Below are 24,077 nucleotides of genomic sequence, written 5' to 3' on the forward strand. Positions count from 1 at the left end.
GGGCGGCCGTGCCGGGGGCGGCCGTGCCGGGGGCGGCCGTGCCGGGGGCGGCCGTGCCGGGGGCGGCCGTGCCGGGGCCGGTCACGTCGGGGGCGGTCACGTCGTGGGCGTGGGGGGTGGGTTCGTCCGCGGGTTCCGGCGGCAGGTCGGCCGTGGGGGCGGCGCAGGCGGCGGCCGCGCGGTGGACGCAGGCGGGGGCGAGCAGGCAGCCGCAGGTGATGGCGTCCGCCGTCGCCACCACGCCGGCGGTGGCGCGCAGGCGCAGCTCGGTCTCGTCGTCGACCTGGATCGTGACCGTGTCCCCGTCGCGGTGCGTCGGGCGGGCGCCGAGCTTGGTGACCGCCGCGTCCAGCCGCTTGCGCAGCCGCGGTGAGAGATCCTCCACCAGCGTGGCCGTGACCTCCGGCGCGACGGGTGGCAGCAAAACGGCGTTCATGCGGTCTTCTCTCCGATCCAGCGGGCCAGTTCCAGCGGGCTGAGGGCCGCGACGGGCATGCCGGCGGCCACGAGATGTCCGGCGACCCCCGTCGAGTAACGGGGCCGGCCGGCGTCGTCGAGGCTCGCGCACCCGAGGACGTGGCAGCCGGTGGTCACCAGCGCCCGCACCTCGGACAGCAGTCCGCCGAGCGGCGCTCCCTCCTCGAAGTCGCTGATGACGACGACGAGCGTGCGGGAGGGCACCTCGATCAGGCTGCGGGCGTGCCGGAGTCCGGCGGCGATGTGCGTGCCGCCGCCCACGCTCACCTCCAGCAGGAGGGAGAGAGGGTCGCGCACGTGCCCCGTGAGGTCGACGACCTCCGTGGAGAAGGCCAGGAAGTGGGTGCTCAGGGTCGGCACCCCGGCGAGCACCGAGGCGGTCAGCGCCGACCAGATCGTGGACGCCTCCATGGATCCGGAAACGTCGGTGACGAGGATCAGGCGCCAGTCCGCCGACCGGCGGACGCGGCTGCGGAACACCGGGTTCTCCGGGATCACCTGGACCGTGCCGTCCGCCGTCCGGCGGGCGGTGGCCAGGTTGGCGCGCAGCGTGCGCGGCAGGTCCAGCCGGCCGCCGGGGCGGCGGGTGGGCCGGGCCGACATCGCGCCGGTGAGGGCCGGGCGGAGCCGGGTGGTGAGCTGCCGGGTCAACTCGTCGACCAGCCGGCGGACCAGGGGGCGGAGCGCGGCGAGCCGGGCCTCGGGGAGGCCGCCCGCGTACCGCAGGATCGTCCGCAGCAGTTCCACGGAGGGGGTGGCTGCCGCCGGGTCGAGTGCGGTGAGGACGTCCTGCCGTCCGTTCGCGGCCGCGGCGGCGAGGACTTCCTCGCGGACGCCGGGGCCGAACAGCGCGGCCAGTTCCTCGGACCACTCGCGGACCCCGGGGAACGACGGTTCCCGGCCGCCGCGCGGTCCGGAGCCGGGGCCGGGCAGGCCGCCCCGGGATCCCTCGCCCCGTCCCGCGCCGTAGAGCTCGTCCAGGGCGCTCGCCAGGCGGGACGCGCCGGACGGCAGTCGATCGGCTCGCCGGCCGAGCACCAGGCGCCACCGGTCGGCGGGCGCCAGGGCCCGCACGGAGGTGGTGCCGGGCGCGCCCGTGGTGACGGGGGCGGGGGCGGCCTCGTGGCCGGCCTCGGGGTCCGTGGCCGGGGCAGGTGCACGTGGGGTGCCGGGTGCGGTGGCAGCGACGGCGGTGAGCCGTGCGGGCGGGCTTCCGGGGTGGGGCGCGGCGGGGGCGTCCGAGGGCGGGGGCGCCTGGTCGTCGTACGCGGGTGGCGGGACGGGCAGGCCGAGTCCGGCGAGGAGTGCGCGGGCCGCGAGGTCGGCGGTCGTCCGGCGGGCCAGCTCGGCCGGGTCGTCCGCGTCGAGGCTGTCGACCCGTTCGCCCAGTCGTTCCTCGACGGTGTCGAGCAGCCGGTCCCGGGCGGCCGGGCTCAGGGTGTCGAACCCACCGCGCAGGGCCGGGAGCCGGGCCAGGAACGCGGCGTCCTCCAGCTCGACGACCCGGTGCAGCAGCGGGTCCAGGGCTTCGACGCCCACGGTCAGGAGCGGGCCCGCCACCGTCAGGACGCCGGTGAGGCGGTCGGTGAGCGCGGACCGGGAGGCACTGTCGGCGGCTCCGTCCACCCAGGAGGCAACGCGCGACCCGAAGGTCCCCGCCGCCTCGTGGCCGGTGAGCACCCGGACCGCTCCGGCCGCCGCGGCGATCAACGGGGTGCCGTCGGCGGCCAGGCGGGCGAGGGCGTCGGCGAGCCGGATGCCGCCCACCCGGTCGGCCCGCTGGGCCAGTTCGAGCAGCGCCCGTGCGTCCTCGGGCCGGTCCGACCCGGTCAGCCCGTCGACCTGGCGGACCGCGGCCGAGGTCAGCAGTTCGGCCGCGTGCGCGAGGCGGGCGGCACGGGCAGAGGAAGCGGAGGGGGCAAAGAGGCCGAGAGAGGGACCGGAGGACGAGGGGCCGTCGGGGGTGGGGGCCTTCGGGACGGTGGCGGCGCCCGGGGGCGGCGGGACGTCGGTGGCCTCCGGGGCGGTTCCGGCAGCCGGCGGCAGGGAGGCGTCGGGGCCCTCCGGCGTAGGGGGGCCGTCCAGGGAGACGGCGGGCTCGGGTGCGACCGGGCTCGGCAGGTGGCCGGCGTCCAGGCGATCCAACAGGTCGAGTCCGGACAGGAGTTCGGGGAGGGTGCCGCTCGCCGGGAGTACGGCCGCCAGCTCCGTCAGCCGTTCGTCGGCCTGGGCGTGGAGTCCGCACTCGGCGGCTTCCGTGAGGCCGCGGACCACCTGGGCCGCTGTCGGGCCGCCCTCCGCGCGTTCGGCCGCGTGCCTCTGCCGCAGCACGCCCTCGGCCGCCTGGGCCGGGGTGACGCCCCGCGCGCCGGCGGCGGTGAGCATCGCGGCGGTCGCCGGGGTCCAACGCACCTGCCAGCGCGTGGTGAGCCCCTCCGCGCCCGCCGCGCCGGTCACCGCCTGCTCCTGGGCGTACGGGATGCCGCACACCGTCAGCCTGCGCAGCAGCAGTTCGCGGCGCCGGTCGAGGGGCGAGCGGGCCGGGTCGAGCCGGAGGTCGCGCGGGGTCTTCTCGTGCGTGTCCGAAGGACCGGGCAGCGAGAGCGCGGCGGTCTCGGCCTCGACCGCGGGGGCCAGGCCGCTGCGCGGCGCGGCGGGCGCGGGCCGTCCGGTACGGATTCCGACGAGTACTCCTTCGAGGGCGCGGGCGACGGCGCGGCCGGTGCCGTGGATCTCGCCGCGTCCGAGCACCGTCTGTACGGCTTCCAGGAGTTCGCCGCGTCCGGGGGCCGGCAGGCCGCGCAGGCGGGCCAGGTCACCGGCGACCCGGACGACCTCCCGCCCGTCCGCGGGACCGTAGGGGTGGCCCTGTGCGCGCAGGGCCGCGCAGACGCGGACCGCGGTGCGGACCAACGCCTCCTGCAACGCGGCCGGGTCCCCGGCGGCGTCCAGGACGGTGTGCTGCCACTCCGGGTCGCGAATGCCGGCCGGATAGCCGGAACGCGAGTCGAGCAGCGGATACGTGTACGGGACCAGGGACACCGTGCACGCGTCCTTCGCGGCGGGGCCGTCCGTGCGACCACCTGCCCCGCCGTCCGTACCGGCTTCCGTGTCACCGTCCGGACCGGTTGCCGCCCCGCCGTCCGTACGGAAACCCGTGCGGGTGCCCCCGGGGAAGGCTCCGGAGCCGGTCGCTTCCTGTTCGGGTCCGTCGGCGGCGGGCCGGAGCAGCGCCGGAGCGTGGAAGGCTCCCACCACCACGGCGGGTCGCCGCCCCTCGGCCAGGGCCTCGGCGATATGACCGCGCATGCAGACCTCACGCGCCAGGTCCGTGCCGTCCACGCCGTCGCGGGCCTCCGCCTCGTTGCGCAGCGCCCAGCCGGTGAGCAGGGCGGCACGGCGCAGCGCCTCGGGGGTCGAGCCGGGGGCGAGCGCCTCCACCAGCCGGTCCCACAGGTCGTCACCCTGCCTGCCGGTGAGCCGGGACCGGATCGCTTCGGTCAGACCGATCCCCTCCCCCGGCGCGGGCACGGTGTGGGCGCCCGGAACGGGGGCGGGCGCGAGGGTGTCCGGTCCGCCTCGTGCCCAGGCCCGGTCGGCCAGCGGCAGGTCGCAGGCCACGGCCGGGACCCCGTTGCGGTCCGCCCAGCGCAACGCGACCAGTTCGGGCGAGAAGTCCGCGAACGGGTAGAAGGCGGGGCCCCGTTCGCCCGCCGCGCCGGGCCCGGCGGCCGGCACGGCGGCCAGCGCCACCGGGGCCTCGGTCTCCTCGTGGGCGAGCCATCCCAGCCACGGCTGGAACTCCGCCGGCAGCTCGACGAGCAGGACGTCGGGGGCAGCCGCGTCCAGCAGCGCCGGGAGAGCGGCGGCCAGCGAGGGCGCGTGGTGGCGCACCCCGATCAGATACGGCAGTCCGGGACCGGTCGCCGCCAGGGCCGCCACCGCGGCCTCCGGGTCGGCCGGTCGGGCCGCCGGCCCCGGAGCCACGGCGGCTTCCGGGGCGACGGCTGCTTCCGGTGCGACGGCATGCCGGACGTCGGGAGCGGACCGGGTCCCGGCGGCGGACCGCCGGCCGGGGACGGGCCCCCGGCCGGCGGCGGACCGGCTGTCGGCGGCCGACCCGGTCTCGGGCGTGGACCGTGGGGCGGGGGTGGATCGTGGGGCGGGGGCGGGGCGGGCCCCCGGGGCGGCGGAGTCGCTCATGCGTCAGTTCTCCAGCACCGTGCGCAGTTCCCACAGGGCGCGCCAGGTCGCCGACCCCTGCTCCGCGCGCCTGCGCACCGGCCCGTCCCAGTATCCCAGCAGCCTGGCCGCGTCGGCGGGGTCGTCCTTGCGGACGACGCCGAGCAGATGGCCGGGCAGGAGGGAGAGCACGTCCCGGTCGCCGGGGAAGTAGGCGGCGGCCAGAGCCAGCGAACCCGCGACGGAGACCGCCTCCGCCGTGCTCATCACCGTGGACGGCCGCTCGACCTCCCAGCCCTCGGCGGACCGGCCTGCGCGCAGGTCCCGGAAGGCGGTGACCAGCGCTTCGAGGACCGCGTCGTCCACCTGGTAGGCGGCGCCGGCGCGTTCGACCGCCGCGCGCGACTGGCTGCGGACGAGAGCGGTCTCGGCGTCCAGGTCCCCGATGGGCCCGACGGTCTCGAAGTTGAAGCGCCGCTTCAGCGCCGCGGACATCTCCGAGACGCCCTTGTCCCGCAGGTTGGCGGTGGCGATGAGGGTGAAGCCCGGCGCGGCGTGCACCTGGGCGCCCTCACCGCCGGTGAGTTCGGGGACCGCGATACGGCGCTCGGAGAGCAGGGACACCAGGGCGTCCTGGACCTCCGGAAGGCACCGGGTGACCTCCTCCACGCGGGCGACGGCGCCCCGGGTCATGGCGGCGAGCACCGGGGAGGGCACCAGGGCCTGTTCGGTCGGGCCCTGGGCGAGCAGCAGCGCGTAGTTCCAGCCGTACTTGAGCTGGTCCTCGGTGGTGCCGGCGGTGCCCTGCACGGTGAGGGCGCTGGTCCCGCAGACGGCCGCCGACAGCAGTTCGGAGAGCATGGACTTGGCGGTGCCGGGCTCGCCCACGAGGAGGAGTCCGCGTTCACCGGCGAGCGTGACCACGCACCGCTCGACCAGGGCGCGCTCGCCGACGAACTTCTGCTCGATCACCAGCCGGCGGGGCACGCCGGCTGCGGGCCGGGCGCCCTTGGGCAGGCTCAGTGCCTCGCCCGCGGTGCCCATCACGAAGGTGACGACGGCGCGCGGGGTGAGCAGCCAGCCGGGCGGGCGGGGCCCGGAGTCGTGGGCGGCGAGGAAGGCCAGCTCGGTGGCGTACCGGTCCTCGGGCAGCGTTACCTGCCGCCGCTGCGGGTCTGGTGTGGTCGCCCCGGCCGGGACGCCGCCCGTGACGGTGCCGTCGGGGGGCATGGTGGTCGTGGTGTCGTTCGTCATCGGCGGCGGCCCTTCCGGGTGGTGCGGGTGTCCAGTTGTTCGAAGGCGGGGGCGTCGCCGTCGCCGACCCGGGCCCAGGCGGCTGCGAACAGCGCGGGCACGGGGAGGTGGGGCAGGGTCCGGGCGGACCCCGTCACGGGGTACAGGCCTTCCTTCCAGGTCTCCAGCGGCAGTCCGGGGGCTCCGCGTTCGAGCCAGCCGCAGGGGAGGAACAGGGTGCGGCCGGCGCGGGAGCGCTTCGCCTCCACGACGAGGTCGGTGGCGGCGAGTTCGGTCCGGGCCTTCTTGACGCGGGCCGGCTTCCACCCGGTCCAGCGGACGCAGTTGCGGTCCGTCGGATCGGGCAGAGCGAGCAGCATCAGGTAGAGGGCGGCGGCGTCCGCACCCAGGCCGAGCGTGCCGGCCGCCTCGGCCACCAGCTCCGGCACCGTGCGCGTCGGGTCCTGGGCCGGGTGGTGCGGGGTGCCGTCGGGAGCGCCCGCCGAGGCCAGGGCCGCGGTCTCCTCGCCCAGCAGGGCGCGCAGCGCGAGCGGATCAGCGGCGGCGTGGCGGCCCACGGTGCCCTCGATGAAGCCGAACACCGGGTCGTCGGGGCCCGCGAGCCCGGCAGGCCGGATCAGCAGCTTCTCGTTGTCGCGGTAATGGCCGGGGGCCAGGAGCAGCGCCGTTCCCACCCGGACCAGACCGTCGGCGTCGGCGCCTCCGGTCTCGGGGAGCCCGTGGGCGGTGCGGACGACGCGCCCGATCCCGTCTCCCGACTCGGTCCAGTGCAGACCGAGGTCCAGCACGAGGGCCGGGTCGGCGAGCCGGGCGCGCAGGGCCGCGAGCCCGACGGGCAGGTGCGCCCGCAGGGGGTGGCCGTAGGGCAGGGTGTAGGCGAGGGTCCGCAGGGCGGTGAGCGCGGTGGAGACCGCGCCGCGTGCGCCGACCTGGAACGGGCCGGGGCGGCCGGTGCCGTCCTCGACGTGGGTGCCGTGGGCCAGCCAGGGCCGGGTGTGCGTGTTGAGGACCAGGTCGACGGCGCCCGGCGCGGTGCCCGAGAGGTCGAGCTCCAGTTCTTCCGGGACGCGGACGAGGGACCCGAGACGCTCCTGCCAGACCTCGGCAGCGGCCTTGGCCTCGGGGCCCGTGGACCACAGTGCGGCCGGGTCCGCGGGCAGCAGTGCCCGGAGCACGGCGTCCCGGTCGTCGCGCGGCAGCTCGTCCAGCCTGGCCATGGCCTCCTCGAAGGCGCGCTTCTTCGCCCCGAGCAGGGCGAGCGTGTCGGTCCCGGGCTCCTCGCCCACGGCCGACAGCAGGGCCGCGGACTGCAGGGGACCGGCCCCGGTGGCCGCGTGGAACGCGTCGACGGCCTCCGGACGCCAGGGTGCCGGGCCGTGTTCCCGCACCAGGGCGGTGAGCCGGGTGAGCCGGTCACGGGGCATGCCCTGCCGGAACACGTGCTCGCGGTTCAGGGTGAATCCGGGCACCGGGCCGAAGGCGCCGGTCGGGTCGTGGTCGAGGGCGAGCCAGCGGGTCGCGTCGTCACGGGTGTTGCGGCCCTGATGGGCGAGGATCACGACCGTTCGGGGGCCCTTGCGGAACACCTGACCGAGGCGGTGTGCGGCTTCGGGTCGTCCGGACCCGGCCGCCACCACGCCGTGCGGCTCGACGAGTTCCACCCGCCGGACGGTGCCGGCCGGGTCGGCCAGCGGGCCGGCGGCCACGGTGTCGAGCAGCGTCAGGAGGCCGGCCCGGTGCTCGGGCGAGGTGGTCTCCGTCGCCGCACGGTAGGCGAGTTGGGGCAGTTTGTCGAGGATCACGGTCCAGTCCGAGGCGTCGCTGGGCGCGGTGTACTCGTCCCGCTGCCAGCCGTCCACGGGCGTGAACGGGGCCTTGGGCGGGACGGGCGGGCCGAAGGCGGGCTCACCGCCGAGGACGTGGTTGACGGCGAGGATCTGCCGGATCACGGTCCAGCGGAGACCCCCTCCCCACCAGCTTCCGTCCATGCGTTCGGAACCCCACGCGGTGGCGTGCCGCAGGGTCAGGTCGTCGCCGTGTTCAGGCTGTTGTTCGAAGAACATGCCGTGGGTGCGTGCGGTGTTGCGGGAGTCGGCCGGCTGCGGGGGCGTCGGTGGTTCCAGGTACTGGAGGACGGCGAGGGACTGGTCCACGGCCTTGCGGACGATCGCGGTGACGCCCGCGAGGAGCCGCGCGTCGGACACCTCGGGCAGCAGGTGGGCGACGGCCCGCTGGCTGAGTTCCCGCGCCGAGGGGCCGGTGTACTCCTCGACCGCCCGGAACGCCTCCCCGTGCTGGACGACCGCACGGGCGACCGCCTCGAACAGTGCGTCCGCGCGGGTGTCCGTCATCTCGCGCAGGGCGGCGGAGCCCTTCTCGTCCCTCGGGCGCAGGGCGTGCCAGTAGGCGAGAGGCGGCAGGTAGGGCGTGCCCGGGGCACTGTCCCGCGCACAGGAGTCGGGGACCACCGACCACAGAGGGCCGCCCGCGCCGTCCGTGTCGGCCGGATACGCGTCGACGGAGCGGTGGCGCAGGGCGAGGGCGGGCCGGGAACCGCCGGGCAGGGTGAGGGCGCCGAGCGGCACCACGGTCGCTCCGTCGGGCAGCGGGTGCGGCAGGCTGACGGTGCGGCCGTCGGGGGTGCCGGCGACGGTCCGGTGACCGCCGGCGGGGGCGGCGGTACCGGGCTCGGTCAGGGTGCGGCGGACCCAGCGACCGAGGACCGTGCCGTCGGTGCCGAACGGGGTGTTCTCCAGGCCGGGCTGGAGGGGCAGCACCTGGCAGTGCTCGGTGAGCAGCCGGCTGCCGTCCCGCACCCCGGTGCGCAGGAAGGCGGGGAGGGACGCGCGGCCGTGGGTGCCGCCGGCCGGGTCGTACTCCAGCCACACCCGCTGGGTGCCCTGGTGGCCTTCGCGCCAGTGACCGGTGCCGTCGGAGATGACGGCGCGCTGGGGCGGCAGGGAGGTGTCGCCCGCGTGCAGGGCCTTGCCGCCGGTGGCGCGGCCGCCGCCGGGCAGCGGCAGGCAGACCTCGTCCGAGGGTCCGGAGCCGCCCCAGCGGGGGGTCTGCTCGCCGCCGACGGTGAAGATCTCGGCGGGCCGGTGCGACCAGTACCCGCGCTGGTTGCCGTCCTCCCACCAGATGACCAGCAGTTCGCCGTCGACGTAGCGGAACGCAGGGGTGTGCCAGTGGTCGACGGTGGCGGGCAGCCGCAGGGTGTGCCGCAGCAGAACCCCGTCCGGGCCGACGACGACGGCCCGTTCGAGCGTGTTCAGGATCAGTGCGGGCCAGGCGCCGGTGACGCCGACGCCTTCCGAGCGCCGGTGCCGCGGGGCTGCGGCTGCGGCTGCGGCGGCCTCGGCCGCCAGTTCGGCGTACGCCTCGTCCAGTGCGGGCCAGCCGAGTTCGTCGAGGACGCCGGTGCGCAGCGTGGCAGTGAGCAACGGCATCGGGTCGTGGTCTTCGAGGAGGCTCACGGCCTCGGGAGCGACGTCGGCGACCACGGAACGGAACGCCGAGAGCTTGTGGAGGGCGGTCCGCAGGCCGGGAAGCCCCCGCGCGGCCGCGTACTCCTCGGCGCACGCGATCAGCCGTTCCCGGAGGATCACGGAGAGCACCGGATGTGCCGCCAGCTTCGCCATGGCGGTGTCGCCCAGTTGCCGGCCGCGCCGGTCGCCGGGGCCGCCGATGCCACCGATGTCCTGGCTCAGCAGGGACCGGAAAACCGGCCGTCCGGCGAGGGCGGTGAGGTCCCGTGCTCCGGGCGCGTCGTCGGTGAGCCACGGCCCGCAGGCCAGTTGCCCGGAGCGTGCGCCACGGGTCTCCTGGTCGTCCGGTTCGGCGACCGGGACACCGGCGGCGAGACAGAGGTCGAGGAGGTCGAGATCGGCGGTGCGCTGCCAGCGGCCCTGGAACAGTTCCACGGGGCGCCCGTCGGCACGGAGCCGGTCCGTCATCCGGGCGGCCAGGTCGAGGGTCTGCGGGCTGCGGCCGGAGGTGGCGCGGTTGCGGCGGCGGTGGGCCTCCCACCGTGCGAGCCAGTCCGCCGGGGAGACGGACGGATCGGTGGGCGGGGCACCGCCGGCCGGTACGTGGCCGGAGGTGTCCGGGAGGGCCGTCAGCAGGTCCTGGGCGCCGGCCTCCGCCAGCAGGGCGAGCCAGCCGGATTCGCCGTCCGCCTCCCGGCCGTTCTCGCCGAAGGTCTCGGGGAAGAAGCCGAGGAGCCGGGCCCGCACCGCCGCGTCCTCACGGGCGAGGGCAACGAGGGCGGGGCGGTAGGCCGTCCAGAAGGAGGCGGGGGCGCGGACGACACCGGGCGAGCCGATCAGGTCGGCCACCAGGTCGCGCTCGGCGGCCTCGCGGTCCAGTCCGGCCGCCTTGACCAGTGCCCGCACGTCCTGCGGCAGCGCCGCGTACGGGGGCATGCCGGCCGCGCAGCGCTCGACCAGCAGGCGACGGAACTGCGCCCAGGCGTAGGCCGGTTCGAGCCGGGCCACCAGGTCCCGGACGTACTGCCGCAGCGCCTTCACGGTGAGCGCGCCGGCGAAGGCGAACTCCAGGAAGACGGCGCGCTGCCGGTCTTCGTCCACGGCGAGGCCGTGCACCCGCTCGGCCTCGCGCGCCTTGCCGAAGAAGGTCGCGGCGTAGGTGGTGTTCTCGGCCTGGAGGAAGAGGCGGGCCACCTGCTCGTAGTAGGTGGGGAGGAAGTGCGGCACGGCGCGGCCGAGTCGGGTGCCGAGCTCGTCGAAGCCCTCCTTGGCCGCTCCGGCGCGGGTCCTGGCCTGACGGCCGAGCCGCTCGATGTCCTTGACCAGGGCCAGGGCGTGGTGGCCGTTGGCCGGGTCGTTGACCAGTGCCCAGGCCGGGAAGCCCAGCGTCTCGCGGCGGACCTGGCCCACGACGGGGGCCTCGGCGGTCCGGGCCAGCCCGAGGAACTCCAGCGCCAGGTCCTCGGCTTCGCCGAGCGTGCCGGGCACCAGCCGGACCACGGGGCGGTCGTCGAGGGCGGTGTGGGTGTAGGTACGGGCGGTCAGCGCGTCGGCGTCGTCCCGGTCGGTGGCACCGGCCGGGAGGATGGCGCCGGCGTCCAGCATGGCCGCCGCGCGGGCCTGCGCGGCGGGACCGCCGCCGCTCCGGGTCTGCGCGGGCAGAGCGGCTCCGGCGGTCGCGGTCGGGTCCGTGTGGGTGTTGGTCGTCGTGGTGCTCATGCCGCCCGCTCCTCGTCCTCGACGTCGCGGCCCGCGTAGAGCGCCGCGGCCATGCGCATGCCCTCGGACCACGCGACGGGGCCGACCTCCGCGGCCGTCAGCGCGCGTCCCGCGGGGTCGGTCCAGGCCAGGGGGCCCGTCTCGGTGTCGTACTCGCCGTATCCGTCGTGCTCGCCGATCCAGATGCGCGCCTCGACGGTGGCGCCGTCCTCGACGACCGGGAGGACGGCGTACCCGCCGCGCGACCGGTAGCCGAGTTGGGTGACGCGGCCGTGCAGGAAGCGCAGTTCCTTGAAGACGCCGCCGGCGTAGGTGTCCACCGAGACGGTGTCCGGGGCGAGGCCGGGCGGGCGTCGCCACACCTCGCGGAACAACTGCTCCACGTTCTGGCCCACCCCCAGCTCGACCGCGAACTCCCGCAGGTCGTCGAGGTCGTCGAGGAGGACGGGGTGGGGCACGCTGACGACGTCCGGGGTGATGCGTACCGTGTCGCCGTCCAGGTCGACGAGGCCGAGACCGCGATCGGGGTCGACATCGCGCAGGAACCCGGCGACCCCGCCGTCCGCACCGGTGACCACGACGTCCCGCAGCGCCGCCTGCCACGCCGGGTCGGGCCAGACCTGCGCGAGCACGGCGGTGGGCACCGGTTGCGAGCGCACCATCCACCGCTCGACGTCGGTCAGGCACTGGCGTTCGTGCCGGTCCAGCCACTCGGTCAACTGCCGGAGCCCGACGACCGCCGAGTTCTCCTTCAACGCGGCCGGGACGGACTTCAGCCGTCGGCCCTTGCCGTTGCGGCAGACCACTGTGCCCGCCTCCAGAGCGACTTCGTAGTCGCCCGCCGGAACCCACCCCATGCGCTGTTCTCCCCCTGATCCGGACGGCCGCCGAACCGGCGGCACGCTGATGCGACCCGTCCGCGGCGACGCACCGTGACGAGTGGGGAAGACTCTAGGCGGCCCCACTGACAACAGGGCCGGGCCCCCTCCGGTTCATGGGCCGGGCACCGGGCCGGAGTCCCCCGGCTCCGACGAAGGCGGGGGACACGGGGTGTACGGCCGCGCCCAACTCCTCGGGAGCTCGCCCCGGATGGGGCATGGCGGTTCGGCGCCTGCGGCGCTCGGGCGGAGGCGGCTCACCGTGCCCACATCACGGCCTCAGCACGCGTTGTCGACGCCGTCGATCTTCTTTCCGAATCCGGTGTCGTAGTGGGCGCCGTAATTTCCCTTGGCGACCGTGCGGCAGACTTTCTGGCCGCCGCTCCAGTCGATGAACCCACCGGACCGATTGGCGATGAACGAATACGAGTGATCGCGCCAGGCGGCCGGGAGGTCCTTGTATCCCCCCGTCCAGTTGTACTGCGCGCCGGAGTAGTTCACGCCCGTCCAGAGGCAGATCGCCCGGGCGGGGCAGGTGGCACTCGTGTCGCTCGGGACAGCGTGGGCGGCCTGGGGCGCGGCCAGTGCGGCCAGCGTCAGGGCGCCTGCGGCCAGGAGGGAACGCATGGACTTGTCTTCCTTCGACACAGGACTCCTCAGTGAGGGATTACCGGGCAATGCGAGCGTGGCCGACGGGGTCGGAGAGGGCGGTTGATTTCCGAACCATTACCGGGACCACCGCTTGAGGCGGCCCGCGGAGATTAGCAAGGGCGCATGGACCTCTATTCTCCGAAACCGACGCCACGGCGAACCCGTGCGGCCGGATCTCCTGAGCACGACTCATTCGAGTACGCACCGCATGTGCATTGACCACTCGACATCCGAACCGAGGCTTCCTGCCCCCGAACCGGGGCGCGTCCCGGCCGGACGCTCCGGCCGGCGCGGCGGCGCCCCACGCCCCGGCGGACGACGGACGGCGCGTTCCGGCCGTCCCCCTGGCCGGGAATAACGCGTGGCCCGCCCGTGCGACGTCGCGGGAGACTGCCTCCTGCGGGACCCACGGCCCGTGCGCCCGCCCGGCCCGTGCCGCGTCGTGCAGGCGGCCGGTGGCGGTTCCCGCGGAGCGAGAACACGACGCCACCAGGACACGAGGACCGGGTCGATCACTCACGGGAGGAGCACGGCGGTGCCCCGCCGAGGCGGGCCGAGCCGTCCCGTGGCACACGGACACGAGGGGGAAGACGGACGTGCCCGGAACACGGGGGAAGACGCCCGGCAAGGGGCCGGTGCTGCTGGCTCTTCGGTACTACGGACGGGAGTTGGCGCGGCTGCGGTGGGTGACGTGGGCGGGGATGCTGGCGCCGGCGGTGGGCAACATCGGGATCCACTACCTCGCGCCGCTGATCGTCGCCAAGCTGATCGGCCACGTCACGGACGGTGGTGACAGCACGCTCGACGCGCTGACGCCGTATCTGCTGGGCTTCGCCGGGGTGCTGCTGGCGGCGGAGGCGACGTGGCGGATCGGTCTGCACCTCCTCAACCGCCTCGACGCACGGGGCATCGAGAATCTGTACGTCATCGGCATGGACGAGTTGTACGCCAAGGACGCGGCGTTCTTCCACGACAACTTCGCGGGGTCGCTGACCAAGCGGGTGCTGAGTTTCGCCTCCCGTTTCGAGGAGTTCGTGGACACCCTGACCTTCTCGGTGGTGGGCAGCCTGGTGCCGTTGCTGTTCGGGTCGGTGGTGCTGTGGAGGTACGAACCCCTGCTGGTGGTCGGTCTGCTGGTGATGATCGCCCTGACCGCGTTCTGCGTCGCGCCCCTCATCCGCCGCCGCCAGGTGCTGGTCAGCCTGCGCGAGGAGGCGATCGCCCGGGTCTCGGGCCATGTCGCGGACAGCCTCGGCAACATGGACACCGTGCGGGCCTTCGGCGCGGAGGAGCGGGAGGCGGCCGAGCACCGCGCCCGCGTGGCGGAGTCACGCCGCCTGACCCTGCGTTCCTGGGACTACGGCAATCTGCGCATCGACACCCTGGTCGCGCCGCTGTCGGTGCTCACCAACGTCATGGGTCTGGTGCTGGCGGTCACCCTGGGCGGCGGGACGGGTGTGGAGGCGATCGTCGTCGCGTTCACGTATTACACGAATGCCACCCGGATCATGTTCGAGTTCAACCAGATCTACCGCAGGCTGGAGAGTTCGCTGACGGAGGCGGCGCAGTTCACCGAACTGCTGCTGCAGCCTGCGACCGTGCTCGACCCGCCGTCGCCCGAGCCGTTGCGGGCCGGAGCCGCCGACGTCCGCTTCGACCGGGTGACGTTCGGCCACGCGGGTGCCGGGCCGCTCTTCGACCGGCTCTGCCTCGACGTGGACAGCGGCGCGAAGATCGGGCTGGTCGGGCGTTCCGGCGGCGGGAAGACCACGCTCAGCCGCCTGCTGCTGCGGATGACCGACGTCGACTCCGGCCGGATCCTGATCGGCGGCCAGGACATCAGCAGGGTGCGCCAGAGCGATCTGCGGAGCCTGATCGCCTATGTGCCGCAGGATCCGGCCATGTTCCACCGCACGCTCCGGGACAACATCGCGTTCGCCCGGCCGGGGGCCTCGGACGCGGAGGTCCGCCGGGCCGCGGAGGCGGCCCACGTCACGGAGTTCGCGGACTCGCTGCCGGACGGTTTCGACACGATGGTCGGCGAACGCGGGGTCAAGCTGTCCGGAGGGCAGCGGCAGCGGGTCGCGCTGGCGCGGGCGATTCTGCGGGACGCCCCGGTCCTGCTGCTCGACGAGGCGACCAGCGCGCTGGACTCGGAGAGCGAGGTCCTGGTCCAGAAGGCGCTGTGGAACCTGATGGAGGGGCGGACGGCCCTCGTGGTGGCGCACCGGCTCTCCACGGTCGCCGGCATGGACCGGCTCGTGGTCCTGGACCGGGGCCGGATCGTCGAGCAGGGCACGCACCGGCAGTTGCTCGCCTCGGGCGGTGCGTACGCCAGACTGTGGCAGCACCAGTCGGGCGGCTTCCTCGATGACGCGGAGCCCACGGACGTGGTCTGAACGTCCGAAGGTCCGAACGTCCGAATCGGGGGGGCGACGTGCCGGGACGGGACCGGCTCAGGCTCCCCGCACGCGGGCGACGAACGCGGCCAGGTTGGCCACGGTCCGCCCGATCTTCTCCTCCAGGGTCAGCGACTCCTGCATCCGGCCGCCGGGCCCCGCGTCCTTCTTCCCGCGTACGTAGAGGGAGCAGGCGAGGTCGCTGCACATGTAGGCGCCGACGGAGTTGCCCTGCTGGCCGGCCTTCCCGGCCCGCGGGGCGACCAGCAGGGAGACTCCGCCGGTGTGGACGGTCACGCAGAGCGTGCACATGCTGCGGCGGGTCTGCCAGGAGCCGGCGTCGGAGGAGCGCAGCCGGACGCCGACCGGGCGGCCGTCCAGTTCGGCCACGAGGTGGGCGCGGTCGGGGGCCTGCGGGTCGCGCCAGCCCAGGAAGTCGAGATCGTCCCAGGGCCGCTCGGTCAGGTCGCGCGGGACGTACAGGCGCTTGGCCTCGCCCTTGGTGCAGTTGACGAAGGCGGCGCGTATCTCTCGCTCGCTGAGTGGGTTCATGCACTCCACGCTAATTTGCCTAAAGGTTTTAGGCAAACGTATATTGTTTTAGGCAATAGCGGACGACCATTCGGAGCGTGGCATGGCAAGGACGGGACTCGACGCCGCACGTGTCGCACGGGCGGGGGCCGAGCTCGCCGACGAGATCGGGTTCGCGCACGTCACCCCCTCCGAACTCGCCCGGCGGCTGGGCGTGCGGACCGCGAGCCTGTACTCCCACGTCAAGAACGCCGAGAACCTCAGGACCAGGATCGCCCTGCTGGCCCTGGAGGAACTCGCCGACGAGGCGGCGGCCGCGCTGGCGGGGCGGGCGGGCAAGGACGCCCTGATCGCGTTCGCCGACGCGTACCGCGACTACGCGGTGCGCCACCCGGGCCGCTTCGCCGCCGCCCGTTTCCGGCTCGATCCGGAGACCGCGGCGGCGAGCGCCGGCGTCCGGCACGCCCAGATGACGCGGGCGCTTCTGCGGGGCTACGACCTGGACGAACCGCAGCAGACGCACGCGGTCCGTCTGCTGGGCAGCGTGTTCAACGGCTACGTGGAACTGGAGAGCGCGGGCGGTTTCAGCCACAGCTCCCCCGCCTCGCAGGAGAGCTGGACCGAGATCCTGGGCGCGCTCGACACCCTGCTGCGCAACTGGCCCACCGCCCGCTGACCGGACCGGCGCACCGGCCCCCTACCCGATTCCCCCGGGCGGCGCGGAGGGGCACGTCCGCCCGCCCGGCCGAGGACGGCGCCCGACAAGACCTCCAAGACCGCCAAGACCGACGAGACCGACGAGACCGACGAGACCGAGGAAACCGCGCACATGGACACCCGGCACGACTGGATCACGACCCCCATCGGCCCCGACATCCTGCGGGGAGCGCTCGACCTGGAGCACACCGGGCGCGGCGTGCTGCCGCACCGGTTGCCCGCGCAGGCCCGGCGGCAGATCCCGGACGGCCAGCTCGCGATGGCCGAGTCACAGCCCTCCGGGGTGCGGCTGGTCTTCCGCACCCGGGCCACCGCCGTCGAGCTGGACGTGGTGGCCACCAAGCGCGTCTACGCCGGAGCCCCGCCGCGCCCCGACGGGGTGTACGGCCCCTCGTGGACGGGCGTCCGGCGGGCCGGGCGAGCGCGCCCGACGGCGACACGCTCACCCTCGACATGACCACCGGGTCCCTGTCCACCCGGACCGGGCCGGTGGAGACCCTGCGGTTCACCGGTCTGCCGGACACCGAGAAGGGCGTGGAGATCTGGCTGCCGCACGACGAGGCCACCCTGCTCGTCGCCCTGCGCACCGACGCCCCGGTCCGTCCCGCGCCGACCGGGGACCGCAGGGTCTGGCTGCACCACGGCAGTTCCATCAGCCAGGGATCCAACGCCACGTCCCCGACCGGGATCTGGCCGGTGCTGGCGGCGGCGCTCGGCGACGTCGAACTGACCAACCTGGGCTTCGGCGGCGGCGCGCTGCTCGACCCGTTCACCGCCCGCGCCATGCGGGACGCCCCGGCCGACCTGATCAGCGTCAAGATCGGCATCAACCTGGTCAACACCGACCTGATGCGGCTGCGTGCCTTCGGCCCCGCGGTCCACGGCTTCCTCGACACCGTCCGCGAGGGGCACCCGAGCACGCCGCTGCTGGTGGTGTCGCCGGTCCTCTGCCCCATCCACGAGACCACGCCCGGCCCCAGCGCCCCCGACCTCGGCGCGATGGGCGAAGGCCGGATGCGGTTCAGGGCCGCCGGCGATCCGGCGGAGGCGGCCGCCGGGAAGCTGACCCTCACGGTCGTCCGGGCCGAGCTGGCGCGGATCGTCGAGGAGCGCCTGACCACCGATCCCCAGCTGCACCTCCTCGACGGCCTCGCCCTCTACGGCGAGGCGGACCACGCGGAACTGCCGCTCCCGGACGACCTGCACCCGGACCCCGCCGCCCACCGGCGTATCGCGGAACGTTTCGCCCGCGCCGCTTTCGGCGCGGGCGGCCCGTTCGCGACGCCCGCTCCGACGGCCGGCGGGAGCACGGCGGCGAAACGCTGACGGCCGGGCGGCGGGGCACGGCGGCGGGGACCGCCGACCGCCGCGCGGCCGCGTACGCCGGCGGGCACCGCTGACCGCCGGGCGGGGGCGGACGCGGCGGCGGGCCGCTGAGGGCCGACGGGGCATGGCGGCGGGCCCCTGGCGCGGGCCGGGCCGGGGCCGGTTGCTCAGCCGGCCGTCCGTCGCCCGCCGAGGTTCTCCGCGACGGTGAGGAAGACCGCGAGGTTGCCGAAACGGGAGACGTCGACCGTGCCCCAGGGGACAGGGTCACCGGTCCTCATGACACGCACCCGTCCGTTCACCACCTCGACGCCCTGGAGTTCGTCCCAGGGCAGCGAGGGCTTCCCGCCGCCGGCCAGACCGGTCCGGGAGAGCTGGAAGCCTCCGAAGCGCACCGGCTCCCCCGCCGCCACCTCGTGCAGCACCGAAGGTGCCTGGGCCCTGGCCACCGCCTCCTGGATCCACGGCCCCCAGACGGCGGGGGACTCGTAGAACTCGGTGAGCGTCAGCCCACCGCCGACGCCGCTCCGCGGGACCAGGGTGTACGCGTACGTGACCGGTCCGGGAATGCCGTTGACGATGGTCTGCCGGACGTCCGTGTACAGGCTGACGGAGTCCCAGCGCAGCGCGCTCGGCCCGTCCCCCTTGAACGGGTGCGCGATCAGGCCCTCTTCGAACAACCAGAGGCGTTTGGCCGCCTGTTTCCTGCTGAACTCGGGGTACCGACGGTGCAGCCACAGGACGTAGAGCACCGGCGGCACGATGAGTACCAGCAGGTAGGTGAGGGTGAAGAGGTGGAGGGCCAGCGTCGGCCGGCCCATCCGCCGGGGGCGGAACACGCCCACCGGTCCGCCCAGTCCGTGGCGGGCGGCCAGGGCGGCGACGTCGGGAGGCAGGGGGGCCGGGGCGTGCTGGGCGGACTGTGCGGGCCGTGCCCTCATCGGGTGCTCCTCGGGTCGCGGGTACGGGGATCGGTCGCGGCCAGGGTCCGCGCCACCAGTCGGGCGAGCAGACGGGCGCGCGGGACGAGTCGGGTGACGTCGACGTACTCGGTGTCCGCGTGCGCTCCGCCGCCGACCGCGCCGAGGCCGTCCAGCGTCGGACAGCCCGCACCCGCGGTGAAGTTGCCGTCGGACGCGCCGCCCACCGCCGCGGCCCGCGGCGGCTGCTGGCCCAGTTCGGCGGCGGCCTCCACGGCCAGGGCGAACAGGGCACGGGAGGAGGCGGCCTCCAGCGGCGGCCTGCGGATGCCTCCCCGGATCTCCAGGGACGCGCCGCCGAGCCGGGGGGACAGCGCCCGGATCAGGCCGTCGACCCGGTGCTGGGCCGCGGCGTTCGGCGCGCGTACGTCCACCGAGACGCGGGCGGCCGCCGGCACGGTGTTCACGGTGGTCCCGGCCGACACGAGCGTCGGAGTGACGGTGGTACGGCCGGAGCCGGGGCCGCGGAAGCCCGGCGGAACGCCCAGTTCCGCGGCGGCCAGGACCTGGTGGGCCGCCTCGATCGCGGCGTTGACGCCCCGCTCCGGCTCCAACCCGGCGTGGGCGGCCCGCCCGTGCACCACGATCTCGTACCTCGCCACCCCCTTGCGCTCCGTCTTCAGCGCCCCGTGCTCGTCCGCGGCGGGTTCGAGGACATAGGCGGCCGCGCAGTTGCGGGCGGTCTCCTCGATCAGGCTCCGGGAGGTGGGCGATCCGATCTCCTCGTCCCCGTTCACCAGCACGCAGACGCCGTCCAGTGACGGGAGGGAGGCCAGCGCGTGGAACATCTGCACCAGGCCCGCCTTCATGTCGAGCACCCCCGGCCCGCGTGCGACGCCGTCCGCCACCGACCACGGGTGCTCCCGCAACGAGCCGGTGGGCCATACGGTGTCGTGGTGTCCGACCAGGAGCACGCGGGGGACGCCCGAGGACCACCGCAGGTGAGTCACCCCGTCAATCACGATCCGTTCGGGTGCCGCACCGAGCAATTCGCCGCCCAGGGCGGCTACTTCGTCGGCGCTGCGGCGCAGGGCCACGTGATCGGCCGAGAAGGACTCGCGGAGCACGAGGCGTTTCAGACCGGCCAGCATGCCGGGCAACGCGAACCTGCCGTTCGGCGTCAACGGATCTTCTCCACACCACTGTTGCGAGGCATCTGCGTTCCCTCTCTCCCTCTTCGGTCCCGACACCGATGAAGCTAGGGTGTGACGTCCCATGCCACCAGCGACTGGTTCGCATCGGAGCCATGCCGGGAGGGAATGTGTTCGAGACGGACGCGCTGCGTCTGCTGGTCGCCGTGACGGACACCGGGTCGTTCACCGGTGCGGCCCTGAAGCTCAACTACACGCAGTCGGCGGTGTCGCGGCGCATCGCGTCGCTGGAGCGTCAGGCGGGCGGGCCGCTCTTCGAGCGGCTGCCCCGGGGCGTCAGACTGACCCCGGCCGGACGCGTCCTGCACCTGCGGGCCGTGGAGGTGCTGGACGGTCTCACCCGGGCCTCGCACGAACTCGCCGCCCTGCACGCGGGCCGGGGCGGGCTGCTGCGGGTCGGGGCGTTCGCCACGGCCAACATCTCCCTCATGCCCGGAGCGCTGAGTGCCTTCGGCCGGACGCGGCCCGGGGTCGGGATCACGGTGGTCGAGGGCCGGAGCGGCACCTTGGTGGACCGGCTCGTGGACGGCTCGCTGGATCTCGCCGTGGTCAGCGACTACCCGTCCGGCCTCCCCGCCACGGAAGGCGTCACGACCTACCCGCTGAGGGAGGACGAACTGCTCGTCGCGCTCCGCCACGAGCACCCGCTGGCCGGGGCCGGCACCGTCGAACTGCGCGATCTGCGGGACGAGGTCTGGGTGCAGGACGCTCCGGCGGACAGTCCTGCTCTGCTGGCCGACGCCTGGGCGCGGGCGGGGTTCCGGCCCCGGAGGGTCATCAGGGTCGCGGAGTGGGCGGGGAAGTTCGGTTACGCCGCCGCCGGCCTCGGCATCGCACTGGTCCCCGCGCTGGCGGCGCGGGCGGTGCCGGCCGGCCTGGTGCTGTGCCGTCTCGGCGGTCTCCCGCCGCACCGGACCGTGCACGTGGCCCTGCCGGACGCTCCGCTCCCGGCGGCCGTGGAGCTGCGGGACCTGCTCCGCGCCGCCGCCGGGTGAGGACAGCGCCGTCCACCCCCGCCGTCACGGGTAGAAGTGGGTGAGCGACTCGGCGACGCAGGCCGGTTTCGGCGAGCCCTCCAGTTCGAAGGTGAAACCGCGGGTCATCTGCACTCCCCCGCGCGGGACCTCCTTCACCTCGGTGACGCTCGCCCGCAGCCGCACCCGGCTGCCGACGGGCACCGGGGCGGGGTACCTCACTCTGTTCACCCCGTAGTTGAGGGCGCGGCCCACCCCGCGCACCTGGAGGAGTTCGCCGAACAGGGGGATGCCCCAGCTGAGGACCATGAAGCCGTGGGCGATGGTGCGACCGTACGGTCCGGCGGCGGCTCGTTCGACGTCGGTGTGGATCCACTGGTGGTCGCCGGAGACCGAGGCGTAGGCGTCGATGAGTTCCTGGGTGACGTCCTTCCACGCGGAGTGGCCGAGGTCGCGGCCTTCGAGAGCGAGGATCTCCGGGATTCCGTGCACGGTCAGCGGCATCGGCCGTGACTCCGTTTCGTCGGGTGTGTCATTGCGGGCGGTGCGCGCGAGGCGCTGGGGGCGGCCGGTCAGGCCGTGGCGGGGGCGGTGCGCGGTGACGCGACCGGGGTGGCGGCGAGTTCGTCGTGGTTGGGGCGCTTGAGCAGCAGCAGCATGCAGCCGAGCGTCAGCACGACCTGGAAGACGGCGTAGGCGATGACGGCGGTGATGGATCCGGTCCGGTTGAGGAGGAACTGGCCGATGATCGGGGTGGTGCCGCCGAGCAGGGTGCCGCAGAGCTGGTAGCAGAGCGAGATGCCGGTGTAGCGGACGTGGGCGGGGAACCGGCTGGCGAGCATGCCGGCCAGGGCGGCGTAGTAGAGGCAGTGCGGGATGGTGGCGACGGCGACGCCGACCATGGCGAGGCCGTAGTTCTCCGTGCTGATGAGGACGAACATCAGCGGCATCAGGACGAGTTCGGGCAGCAGCATCACGGTGACCGCGCGGGACCAGCTCTTCATGCGGGTGGCGAGGACGGCGCCGAACGGCTGCACGAGGATCTGGGTGATGTTGGCGACCAGGATGATGGTGAGGAACGAGCTGCGGTCGAATTCGAGCGACGAGGTCGCCCAGGAGAGCGCGAAGGTCGATTTGAAGTACGTGGCGGAGAGACCGATGGTGCAGGCCCCGATACCGAGCACGATCAGCATCGGGTGGTTGCGCAGCACCTCGGTCAGCGGCAGCTTGGCGACCTTCTTGCGGCTGATGAGGCCGGCCATGGCCGGGGACTCGGCGACCTTCAGGCGGACGAAGAGGCCCACCATGACGAGGGCGGCGGAGGCGAGGAACGGCACCCGCCACCCCCAGGACACGAAGGCGTCGTCGGGGAGTTGGCTGATGGCGAGGAAGCTCAGCGTGGAGAGGGTGTTGCCGACGGGCGAGCCCTGCTGGGCGAACGCCCCGTACAGCACGGACTTGCCCTTGGGCGCGTGTTCGGAGGCGATGAGGACGGATCCGCCCCACTCGCCGCCGAGGCCGATGCCCTGGACCATGCGGATGCAGACCAGCAGGATCGGGGCGGCGATGCCGATGGAGGCGTAGCCGGGGAGCAGCCCGATGGCGGTGGTGGAGACGCCCATCATCAGCAGCGTGATGACGAGGGTCTTCTTGCGGCCGAGGCGGTCGCCGTAGTGGCCGAAGACGATGCCGCCGATGGGGCGGGCGAGGAAGCCGACCCAGAAGGTGGCGAAGGCGACCAGGGTGCCCAGGGCGCCGTCGAGTTCGGGGAAGAACACCTTGTCGAAGACGAGGGCCGCGGCGGTGCCGTAGATGTAGAAGTCGAACCATTCGATGGTGGAGCCGATGAAGGCTCCGAATCCCGCGCGGTTGGCGGCTTTCGTCTTCTCGCGTGCGCCGGCGGTGGACGTGCTCATGGGTGGCTCCCGGACATCGTGGTACGAGCGGAGGGGGGCGCGGCGGAGCGGGGCGTCGCCCGGACGCCCGGCGCCGCGGCTGTCGGAGGAGGGAGGGCGGAAGAGGAGGGGGGACGGCGCGGGGCGGTCAGGCGGTGACGCGCTCGAAGACGGCGGCGAGTCCCTGGCCGCCGCCGATGCACATGGTCTCCAGGCCGTAGCGCGCGCCGCTGCGGTGCATCTCGTGGGCGAGGGTGGCGAGCACGCGCGCTCCGGTGGCGCCGACCGGGTGGCCGAGCGAGATGCCGGAGCCGTTGACGTTGATCCGCTGCTCGTGGTCCTTCTCGCCGAGCCCCAGTTCCCTGGTGCAGGCGAGCACTTGGGCGGCGAACGCCTCGTTGATCTCGATCAGGTCGAGGTCGGCGAGGGTGAGTCCGGCGCGGTCGAGTGCGGTGCGGGTGGCGGGGACGGGGCCGATGCCCATGGTCCCCGCGGGGACGCCGGCGCGGGCGAAGGAGACGAGCCGTACCAGCGGGAGGAGGCCGAGGCGTTCGGCGGTCCCGGCGGAGGTGACGAGGCATGCGGCGGCGGCGTCGTTCTGGCCGCTGGCGTTGCCCGCGGTGACCGTCGCGTCCGGGTCGCTCTTGGCCATGATCGGCCGCAGTGCGGCGAGTTGCTCGGCGGTGGTGTCCGGGCGCGGGTGCTCGTCGGCGGTGACGACCGTCTCGCCCTTCCTGCTGCGTACGGTGACGGGCACGGTCTCCGCGCCGTAGCGGCCCTCCCGTGCCGCGCGGGCGGCCCGCTGCTGCGAGCGCAGCGCGAGGGCGTCCTGGTCGGCGCGGCTGACGGAGTAGGCGCGGCGCAGGTTCTCCGCCGTCTCGATCATGCCGCCGGGGACGGGGTGGTGGACGCCTCCGGCGGTGACCCGGCCGCGTGCCAGCGCGTCGTGGAGCTGGAGGCCGGGGCCGGTGATGCCCCAGCGGCCGTCGTGCGTGTAGTAGGGCGCGGCGCTCATCACGTCGACGCCGCCGGCGATCACGACGTCGCTGAAGCCGGCCCGGATCTGCATGGCGGCGTCCAGGACGGCCTGGAGGCCGGAGCCGCAGCGGCGGTCGGTCTGGGTGCCGGTGACGGAGACGGGCAGGCCGGCGTCGAGGGCGGCGACCCGGCCGATCGCCGGGGCGTCGGCCGTCGGGTAGGCGTGTCCGAGGATGACCTCGTCGACGCGGTCCGGGTCGATCCCGCTGCGGGTGACGACCTCGGCGACGACGCGGGCGGCGAGCGCGGCGGGCGTCTGCCGGGCGAACGCCCCGCCGAAGCGCCCGATGGGGGTGCGCAGCGGTGCGCAGATGACGACATCCGTCTGGTCGGGCACGGCGGTACCTTTCGGCGGCTCGGGTGTGTGGGGCGACCTTCGCACCGCACCACTGAGTCGGTCCAATATCGAATTGACCC

14 protein-coding genes and 2 pseudogenes are annotated in these 24,077 nt (G+C 74.5%); 4 read left to right on the plus strand and 12 right to left on the minus strand.

Going from position 1 to position 24,077, the window contains the following annotated elements:
* The 6 genes and pseudogenes from Q0994_RS14555 to Q0994_RS14580 form a co-directional block, all read right to left on the minus strand.
* Positions 1–436 (minus strand): annotated as a pseudogene (locus Q0994_RS14555) (hypothetical protein); the annotation flags it as partial.
* Positions 433–4,680, minus strand: coding sequence for a DUF5682 family protein (locus Q0994_RS14560; protein ID WP_299534196.1), 4,248 nt, complete (start codon positions 4,678–4,680; stop codon positions 433–435). The gene Q0994_RS14560 and the pseudogene Q0994_RS14555, both read right to left, overlap by 4 nt.
* A 3-nt stretch (positions 4,681–4,683) precedes the next feature.
* Positions 4,684–5,913 (minus strand): AAA family ATPase, encoded by a 1,230-nt coding sequence (locus tag Q0994_RS14565; RefSeq protein ID WP_299534201.1) that lies wholly within the window; start codon positions 5,911–5,913, stop codon positions 4,684–4,686.
* On the minus strand, positions 5,910–11,120 hold the full coding sequence (locus Q0994_RS14570; protein ID WP_299534204.1) for a hypothetical protein: 5,211 nt from the start codon (positions 11,118–11,120) through the stop codon (positions 5,910–5,912). The genes Q0994_RS14565 and Q0994_RS14570 overlap by 4 nt, the downstream gene beginning before the upstream one ends.
* On the minus strand, positions 11,117–11,977 hold the full coding sequence (locus Q0994_RS14575; RefSeq protein WP_299534207.1) for a DUF4132 domain-containing protein: 861 nt from the start codon (positions 11,975–11,977) through the stop codon (positions 11,117–11,119). Before Q0994_RS14575 ends, Q0994_RS14570 begins: the two co-directional genes overlap by 4 nt.
* A 300-nt stretch (positions 11,978–12,277) precedes the next feature.
* Entirely contained in the window at positions 12,278–12,625 is a 348-nt protein-coding gene (locus Q0994_RS14580) for a peptidase inhibitor family I36 protein (protein WP_299534209.1), read from the minus strand.
* 659 nt (positions 12,626–13,284) lie between these two features.
* On the opposite strand from Q0994_RS14580, the gene Q0994_RS14585 reads away from it, so the two are divergent.
* Positions 13,285–15,048: an ABC transporter ATP-binding protein gene (locus Q0994_RS14585; RefSeq protein ID WP_299534832.1), complete on the plus strand. Its 1,764-nt coding sequence runs from the start codon at positions 13,285–13,287 to the stop codon at positions 15,046–15,048.
* 57 nt (positions 15,049–15,105) lie between these two features.
* Here the strand turns inward: Q0994_RS14585 and Q0994_RS14590 are convergent, their stop codons facing one another.
* Positions 15,106–15,600, minus strand: coding sequence for an FBP domain-containing protein (locus tag Q0994_RS14590; RefSeq protein WP_299534211.1), 495 nt, complete (start codon positions 15,598–15,600; stop codon positions 15,106–15,108).
* Positions 15,601–15,682: 82 nt separating this feature from the next.
* On the opposite strand from Q0994_RS14590, the gene Q0994_RS14595 reads away from it, so the two are divergent.
* Positions 15,683–16,255: a TetR/AcrR family transcriptional regulator gene (locus Q0994_RS14595; RefSeq protein WP_299534213.1), complete on the plus strand. Its 573-nt coding sequence runs from the start codon at positions 15,683–15,685 to the stop codon at positions 16,253–16,255.
* Positions 16,256–16,408: 153 nt separating this feature from the next.
* Positions 16,409–17,622 (plus strand): annotated as a pseudogene (locus Q0994_RS14600) (lipase).
* Between the two features lie 167 nt (positions 17,623–17,789).
* On the opposite strand, the gene Q0994_RS14605 reads toward Q0994_RS14600, so the two are convergent.
* Both Q0994_RS14605 and Q0994_RS14610 read right to left on the minus strand, forming a co-directional pair.
* A complete protein-coding gene (locus Q0994_RS14605; RefSeq protein ID WP_299534215.1) occupies positions 17,790–18,563 on the minus strand; it encodes a DUF6585 family protein in 774 nt (257 codons plus the stop codon).
* The gene (locus tag Q0994_RS14610) at positions 18,560–19,693 is read right to left on the minus strand and encodes a M20/M25/M40 family metallo-hydrolase (protein ID WP_299534834.1); all 1,134 of its coding nucleotides are present in this window, start codon (positions 19,691–19,693) and stop codon (positions 18,560–18,562) included. Before Q0994_RS14610 ends, Q0994_RS14605 begins: the two co-directional genes overlap by 4 nt.
* 170 nt (positions 19,694–19,863) lie before the next feature.
* On the opposite strand from Q0994_RS14610, the gene Q0994_RS14615 reads away from it, so the two are divergent.
* Positions 19,864–20,748 (plus strand): LysR family transcriptional regulator, encoded by an 885-nt coding sequence (locus Q0994_RS14615; RefSeq protein WP_299534837.1) that lies wholly within the window; start codon positions 19,864–19,866, stop codon positions 20,746–20,748.
* A gap of 24 nt (positions 20,749–20,772) precedes the next feature.
* On the opposite strand, the gene Q0994_RS14620 is transcribed toward Q0994_RS14615, so the two are convergent.
* The 3 genes from Q0994_RS14620 to Q0994_RS14630 all read right to left on the minus strand — a co-directional run bounded on the left by Q0994_RS14620 (position 20,773) and on the right by Q0994_RS14630 (position 23,997).
* Positions 20,773–21,231, minus strand: coding sequence for a MaoC family dehydratase (locus Q0994_RS14620; RefSeq protein ID WP_299534218.1), 459 nt, complete (start codon positions 21,229–21,231; stop codon positions 20,773–20,775).
* 68 nt (positions 21,232–21,299) lie between these two features.
* Positions 21,300–22,643 (minus strand): MFS transporter, encoded by a 1,344-nt coding sequence (locus tag Q0994_RS14625; protein ID WP_299534221.1) that lies wholly within the window; start codon positions 22,641–22,643, stop codon positions 21,300–21,302.
* A gap of 127 nt (positions 22,644–22,770) precedes the next feature.
* Positions 22,771–23,997, minus strand: coding sequence for an acetyl-CoA C-acetyltransferase (locus Q0994_RS14630; RefSeq protein WP_299534223.1), 1,227 nt, complete (start codon positions 23,995–23,997; stop codon positions 22,771–22,773).
* Between the last annotated feature and the right edge of the window lie 80 nt (positions 23,998–24,077).

Origin of the sequence: uncultured Streptomyces sp. (assembly GCF_947488945.1) — a bacterium.
Classification (GTDB): domain Bacteria; phylum Actinomycetota; class Actinomycetes; order Streptomycetales; family Streptomycetaceae; genus Streptomyces.